Origin of the sequence: Streptococcus sp. 27098_8_73, assembly GCF_041432495.1 — a bacterium.
Taxonomy (GTDB): domain Bacteria; phylum Bacillota; class Bacilli; order Lactobacillales; family Streptococcaceae; genus Streptococcus.
The window spans coordinates 20,231-27,265 of sequence record NZ_JAPVZT010000016.1 but is presented as its reverse complement, the minus strand read 5'-3'; the positions used below and the strand labels follow the sequence as shown (position 1 = coordinate 27,265).

Annotated in this window: 3 protein-coding genes; all 3 read right to left on the bottom strand. The window is 43.4% G+C overall.

Annotation, left to right across the window (positions count from 1 at the left end):
* A partial coding sequence (locus tag O3651_RS09695; RefSeq protein WP_371610291.1) for a KxYKxGKxW signal peptide domain-containing protein occupies window positions 1-3,924 on the bottom strand: 3,924 nt, incomplete at its 3' end.
* A gap of 395 nt (window positions 3,925-4,319) precedes the next feature.
* A complete protein-coding gene (locus O3651_RS09690; RefSeq protein WP_371610290.1) occupies window positions 4,320-5,783 on the bottom strand; it encodes a cell division site-positioning protein MapZ family protein in 1,464 nt (487 codons plus the stop codon).
* Window positions 5,784-5,795: 12 nt separating this feature from the next.
* Window positions 5,796-6,950, bottom strand: coding sequence for a class I SAM-dependent RNA methyltransferase (locus O3651_RS09685; RefSeq protein ID WP_371610289.1), 1,155 nt, complete (start codon window positions 6,948-6,950; stop codon window positions 5,796-5,798).
* Between the last annotated feature and the right edge of the window lie 85 nt (window positions 6,951-7,035).

The following is a 7,035-nucleotide window of genomic DNA, read 5'->3' as shown; positions in this document are numbered from 1 at the left end:
ACTTGCTGAGACTGACTGGCTCAAGCTCAACGAAGCTGAGGCACTTGTGCTTACTGATACAGACTGGCTGGTGCTCAATGACGCTGAAGCTGACTCACTTGCTGAAACTGATTGACTCAAGCTCAAGGACGCTGAAGCACTGGCACTTACTGAGACAGACTGACTTGTGCTCAATGACGCTGAAGCAGACTCGCTTGTTGAAACAGACTGACTCGTGCTCAATGAGGTTGAAGCTGATTCACTTGCTGAAACTGATTGACTCAAGCTCAATGACGCTGAAGCTGATTCACTTGTTGAAACGGACTGGCTCAGGCTTACTGAGGCTGAAGCACTTGCGCTTGTTGAGACAGATTGGCTGCCACTCAACGAAGCCGAGGCTGATTCACTTGTTGAAACGGATTGGCTCAGGCTCAATGATGCTGAAGCAGACTCGCTTGTTGAAACGGATTGACTCAAGCTTACTGATGCTGAAGTGCTTGTGCTTGCTGAGACTGACTGACTCAGACTTACTGATGCTGAAGCACTTGTGCTTGTTGAAACTGACTGGCTCAGGCTTACTGATGCTGAAGCACTTGCTGAGACAGACTGGCTCAAGCTCAACGAAGCTGAAGCACTGGCACTTACTGAAACGGACTGGCTGGTGCTCAATGAGGTTGAAGCAGATTCACTTGTTGAAACTGACTGGCTCAAGCTCAACGATGCTGAAGCAGACTCGCTTGTTGAGACTGACTGGCTACCGCTCAATGAAGCTGAGGCACTCTTATTCAATGAAACTGACTGACTCAAGCTCAACGAAGTTGAAGCACTATTACTTAATGAGACGGATTGACTCAAGCTCAATGAAGCGGAGGCGCTCTTACTTAATGAAATTGACTGACTCAAGCTCAACGAAGATGAAGCACTCTTACTTAATGAGACGGATTGGCTACCACTCAATGAAGTTGATGCACTCTTACTTAGTGAGATGGATTGGCTGGCGCTCAATGAAGCAGCGCTCTGACTCACTGAGACAGACTGACTACCGCTCACTGAGGCCGAAACACTATTTCTCGCTGAAACCGAGCGGCTGGCGCTCATCGATGCCGATTGGCTATTGCGCAAGGAAGTAGACAAGCTCTGGCTAGCAGAAACTGAACGGCTGGCGCTCGTTGAAGCCGACGCACTCGCTGATGTACTAGCACTTACTGAGGCACTGGTTGACTGTCTTTGACTTAGACTAGTTGAAGCACTGCTACTCTTATACTCACTATCAGAAAGTTTTACAGTGAACGTATCCGTAGTCTTATCTTTATAGATAATGGTAACTGTTCCATTGTTACTAATAGTAAAGGAAGCAATACGTTTTTCCTGCTTATTGTTTAGTTTCTCAACAGCCGCCAATATACGAGTTTTTTCTTGAGAATTTAATAGAGAAACATTCTCTACTTGGAAGGTTTCAGTCGGTGCTACCCCTTCCATAATATCTGTCAGCCTACCTTGCACAATACGGACATTACCTGGCGAAGCATTTCCTGCACTATTTTTATTCCCAGCCTTATCCGTTGCTACTGCATTACGTTGCCAACTATTTCTACCATTTTTATCGTACTCTAGATTATCATTCAAATGAGCTCTTACTGTAATGCGAGCTGGACTAGCAGTAGTTGCTGTAATATTCCCCGTTAAATGATCTACTGTTCCCGTCCCATATTTATTATCTTCAAAGAAATTATTTTTAATGGCTGAACCATTTGCATCTGCATTTGAAACGATCTTAAATTCTGATAATTGCCCGCTATTATCTGTAGCAGTGAAATTAATTTGAATATCATCTCCTGCGTACACAACATAGTTGCCGTTTACAGGTGTTAGAGTTTGACCGTTACGAGTCACCGTCGCACTTGGAACTGGAACAGCATCCACATTAGCTGGGATAACATCTGTAGTATTATCACGGTAGGTAATGGTAATATTCCCATTTTCAGCTACCGAAATCGTTCCGGTTACGCCATCTTTCGTAAAATCACTACCAGATAAAAGCGACTGGTTTTTTTCTTTAAATTTTTCAAGTACCTGATTGCGTTCACTTACAGTCAAAGAAGAGGGATTCTTAACAATAACGGTATCCCCACTAACTGGGTTGTGGCGTTCGTTGAAGCCTTTGATATGGAAATTCGTACGTGCTGTCGCAGTCAGGCCATGAATATCTGTTACTGTGTACTCCAGAACATAGGTACCAGGCTTATAGGGTTTCCAAGTTCCGTTTTCACGACCCACTGTCCCTTTTATGTCAATGTTGTATGTCTTTTGGGCACCTATTTGTTTCCCCCATTGATCATAGATATATAGATCTCCAAATACCCCTTTCTTGTTAGTTGGATAGTTCGGTGCACTTAAACCTGTAATAATAGCATTGGATGGGGAGGGCGTGATTTTAGCCATCCCTTTATCATCATTCAGCCTTATCTGAAAATTATTGATTGCTTCATCATTATAAATTGTGATAGTGGATGGCATAGAAATCGTAGGCGGATTAGAAGCTGCATGCAGGTGTGCCCCTCTAGTAATTTCTGTCCCATTTCGTGTATCACGCACACCAGAATTAGCCGCCAACACAGCATTAACAATCGAATTACGTGCTAAAGTAGCTTTTTGCACTACTGTTGTTAAATCGCTAGTTGGATCAGCTAAGGCCTTTTCAATTTCTGCTAGCGTCGCATTGGCCTTAACAAGAGCTGAATCCGTATTTGGTAAATCAACCGCTTTTTCTAGATAGTCACCTATTTCAGCTGAAAGATTGGTCAACTTCCTACGGTTTTCTTCTTGTTGTTTAGCAGTGACTTCTGAAGATGCTAATGCAACCGCAGCAGCTTCAATTAAGCTAGTTGTGACAGAAGTTGATTGAACTCCACTAACACTATTCTTACCAGTAATTTCAGTTATTTTTAATTCAGCAGAAGCACTGACAGACTCTTTTGGTGAAGTGGTCACGGTCTTATCTACCGTTTGACTCTTCTCAGCTTGTTTGAGCGCATCCTTGCCTTGGGCTTGATTCTTATCAGCGATCACACCAGCGGCCAAGTTGTTGCTGGTTGCTAGGGCTTGGCTATTGCTCAACGTAGCACTAGCTACACTTTGTCCGGCAGCAGATGGGACAAAGCTATCAGCAACATTGACTTTGACATCCAGTGAGACAGAATTAGAAGCTGAGACGGAAGCATCAGCTACTGATGCGCTAGTTAGCACTTTATCCTGTTCTAGAGAAGTTGTATTGTTGGAACTCTCTAGCTTAGCTGGCGCTTTGCTCTCTGATACCTTTGTAGCAGGCTCAGTACTCGCTGATTTGCTAGTCAAGACAGAACTGCTAGCAGATACAGACTGGCTGATAGAAGTTGAGTTACTAGCGGAAACTGATTGACTGAGCGATTGACTAACAGACTGGCTAGTCGAGATGCTAAGAGAGACTAACTCACTTGTAGAGACAGAAGTGCTGACTGACTGACTCACTGAAACAGAGGCTAACTCAGAAGCTTGTTCTGCTTTTGCTTTTCGCATTTCCGCTTGCGCTTGAGCAATGATCGAATTTGTACTTGCTTCTGCTGCTTCTTCATTGTCCTTGACTTCAGCTGAAATAACTGCTTTATCAGTATATTCAGATGTTTCATCTGCATAGACAGACTGCTCCTGAGTCACCATTAGCCCCGCTGCCCCAGCGGCTAATATCCCTCCTAGGCCTGCAAGAGTATTGAGGCTCAGATGATCGTGATCAAGCTCTTCAGTATCTGACAAGCTGTTTGAGACAACTTCTCCCATTCCACCGATACGAAAAAGATCGAGTTGAGAATTTGAAGCTTTTACCCAATTTTTCCCAGACTTATAGAGCTTATACCGCTTCTTTTCGTCAATAATCTCGAAATCTTTGTTATATTTCTTACTTCGAAACATCCTTTTCCTTTCCTTTTCCAACATGCCAGCCTTTGTTAATCTCATGACCATTAGCAAAGAAACTGACCCATTGCATGCTATAGTTTATAAGCAAGAATACACACCCTTTTACATTTTTATGCTAGGTGCCCTAATGCTCCAGATAGTATTTTAACAAAAATAAGACAAGAATTCAATCTATTGAAACCTTCATTTATTGACAATAAGCTTGATAAATCAAGCTATTTTGAACTATCTATATTAACCTAGAGATTTAAGGTATAGATTATTATAAGAATTAACAATAAGTAACTATTTATACAAAAAAAGTTAGACAGCCTGTCTGAGATACATGACCTCAGACCCGTCTAACTTTTTCTTTATTACATGTTACTATGAATTAGCCAGAAAGATGCTTAATAATCCAAATCATCCGCATAACCAGCTCCATTTCCTACAAAGTAGCCTGTCTTACAGTTCATACTAAATAGGTAAGTTCCGTCTGGTTTAAAGAGATTATAGTAGCCATTTCCCTTGACAATGTTAACTTTTTCAAGGATGAACTGGTCTCCTGTGATGTAGCCACGCTCACGAGACACCTTGAGGATTGTTTCCAAGACACCTGGATTGAAGGTCCAAGCAGGATTATTGACATCATCGATAGCTGCTTGATTGTAGGGTACACGACTAAGGTGACGCTGGAGGTTGACTCCTGCACTTGGTAGTCCGATACCAGTTTCTGCATTTCTAATACCACTAGGATCACTAGGCGCTGGAGTCACAACTGGCGGCGTTGATGGGACTGATGGTGCCGTAGAAGGCGCTGACGGTTCCACTGTCGGACTAGGCGCTGGTGCTGGTAGCTGCTGACTACGTCCTTGAGCAATAGCCGCCTTCAAGACCTCATCCAACTTGCTATTACCTGTCGATACATCTGGAAGATTAGCGTTTTCTTTCACTTGGGCATCCGTCTTCAAGAGACCGTCAACAACGGCACCCGTATTGAATTGCGAATTGACACTTTGGATGGCAGAAATTTGCTTAACAAGATCATCATACTTCTTCTTAGCAGCTGTATATTCTGAGCTGCCAGTTAAGACATCTAACTTAGCCTTCAACTTGTCCAAATCACCAAATTTATCATTTTTGATAGCTGTCTGACTACTATCCGTAAAGAAGCTAGCATAAAGGTCTTCAAATTCTTTAGCAGCCTCTTTCTTAGCTTCACTGGAACTTGCAGATTTCTTTTTGCTAGAAGAAACTGTCGAACTGGAACCAGTTGTCGACTTGTGACTCCCCCAGCCTTGATGAAAATACCAAGTCGTTCCAGCGGCAAGCGCTACAAGACCTAAGGCTGAGTATAGGAAGGCTTTCTTCTTGTAGAAAGGCTTTGTCTCAGGCTCGTCCTCATCTTCAAATACTGTCGGAACTGGCTTTGATACCGGCTTTGTTGCCGGGATGACTGGTGCTTCAGCTGCAACTGTTAGCGCTGGTTGTGCAGCCTTTGTAGTCTCTATGTTTGCTGAATTTGCAGTTTCTGCTTTCACTGGCTGCGCCGAAGGTGAGGTCACATTGGCAGTATTTTTCTTTGCCTGAGACTGACTCTTAAGCTGTTTGATGGTCTCTTGTATCAAAGCTTCTTTTTGTTGTGCCAGCTCTTCCATGATTCTCAGCTTTTGGGTTTCAAATTTTCCAGCCTCGATTTCATCTCGGTGTTGCTTGATGTACTTATCTAGGATATTGTCTCCTTCAGTCACACCAGCCTCGACTTCCTCGTTTTTCCGAGCAGCCTGACCGACCGTCATTTCTTTCGCATCTTCTAAGTCCAGAACGGTTTCTTTTGATTCTTGCTCTGTTGGCATCTTTTCTTCTTTGCTCACAGCAGTTCCTTTCTAATCTAGTTGTCTTTTGACCCTTTGGCCAAAGTATTGATATAAGTCTACTTTTAGAGTACCGTTGTAGAGTTTTCGCTTTTTATCCGCCTGACTGCCATATTTGGCTTCAAAGGCCTCATCACTGGTCAAGATAAATTTACTCCATGTCTTCAAGGGAGCAAAGGTTTCTCCCATTTCTTGATAAAGCTTAGTCACAGCATCATCGTCTAACAAACGCTCACCATAAGGCGGATTAGAAATAATCACGCCATTGATCTTGTCCGTATGAAGGTCTTGCAGGCGCATTTGCTTAAATTGAATCTGGTCAGCAACGCCCGCTTCTTCCGCATTTTTCTTGGCAATCTCTACCAGACGAGCATCTAAGTCAGAACCCGAAATATCCAGCTGAATATCTTGGTCAATCTGAGCTAGAGCTTCTGCCCGAAGTCGACGTACCAAGTCCTTGTCTACCCAATTCCAGTCTTCAAAAGCAAAGGAACGGTGTAAACCTGGTGCCATCTTCATCCCAATCATAGCCGCTTCGATACAGAAGGTTCCTGATCCGCAAGTCGGGTCAATCAAGGGTTTGTCTGGGTACCAATTTGACAAAAGCAAAATCGCGGCTGCCATATTTTCTTTGATTGGCGCTCCGCCCTTCTCAGTCCGATAGCCACGTTTGAACAAGCTAGAGCCACTGGTATCAATCATGACCGTCACTAAATCTTTCAAAATGGAAACTTCAATCTTAAATTCTGCTCCATTTTCCTGCACAGGAACACCTTCTGGACGAGCATAAAGCTTTTGCAGTTTTTTTACAACTGCTTTCTTTGAAATGGCTTGAACACTGGGCTCATTATGAAGTTTTGACTTGACGCATTTGGCTTTAGAAATGGGGAATTTGGCACCTAAGGGTAGATAATTTTCCCAGTCCAAGGCAAAGACACCTTGAAAAAGCTCTTCAAATGTTTTGGCTGGAAATGTACCCACAACAATCTTGATCCGATCTGCTGAGCGCAGCCAGAGATTGGTTTGAATGATTGTAGCCATGTCGCCACTAAAGCGAACACGGCCATTTTCAACCTGACAATCTATGCCCAAATCTCGGATTTCACGGCCGACAACGGCTTCCAAACCTGCCGCCGCTGTAGCAATTAAATTAAATTTTTCTTTCATTCTTTCTTACTCTATCACTATCCGCTTGGCCACGCCGTTAAAAACTGGCCTCAGCTAGAAAGCAGAATGTTCTTGCTTGGCTCCT

Bases quoted from the DNA above. Each gene is read 5' to 3' on its own strand.
- O3651_RS09685 (WP_371610289.1), bottom strand. From the start codon at position 6,950: ATGAAAGAAAAATTTAATTTAATTGCTACAGCGGCGGCAGGTTTGGAA.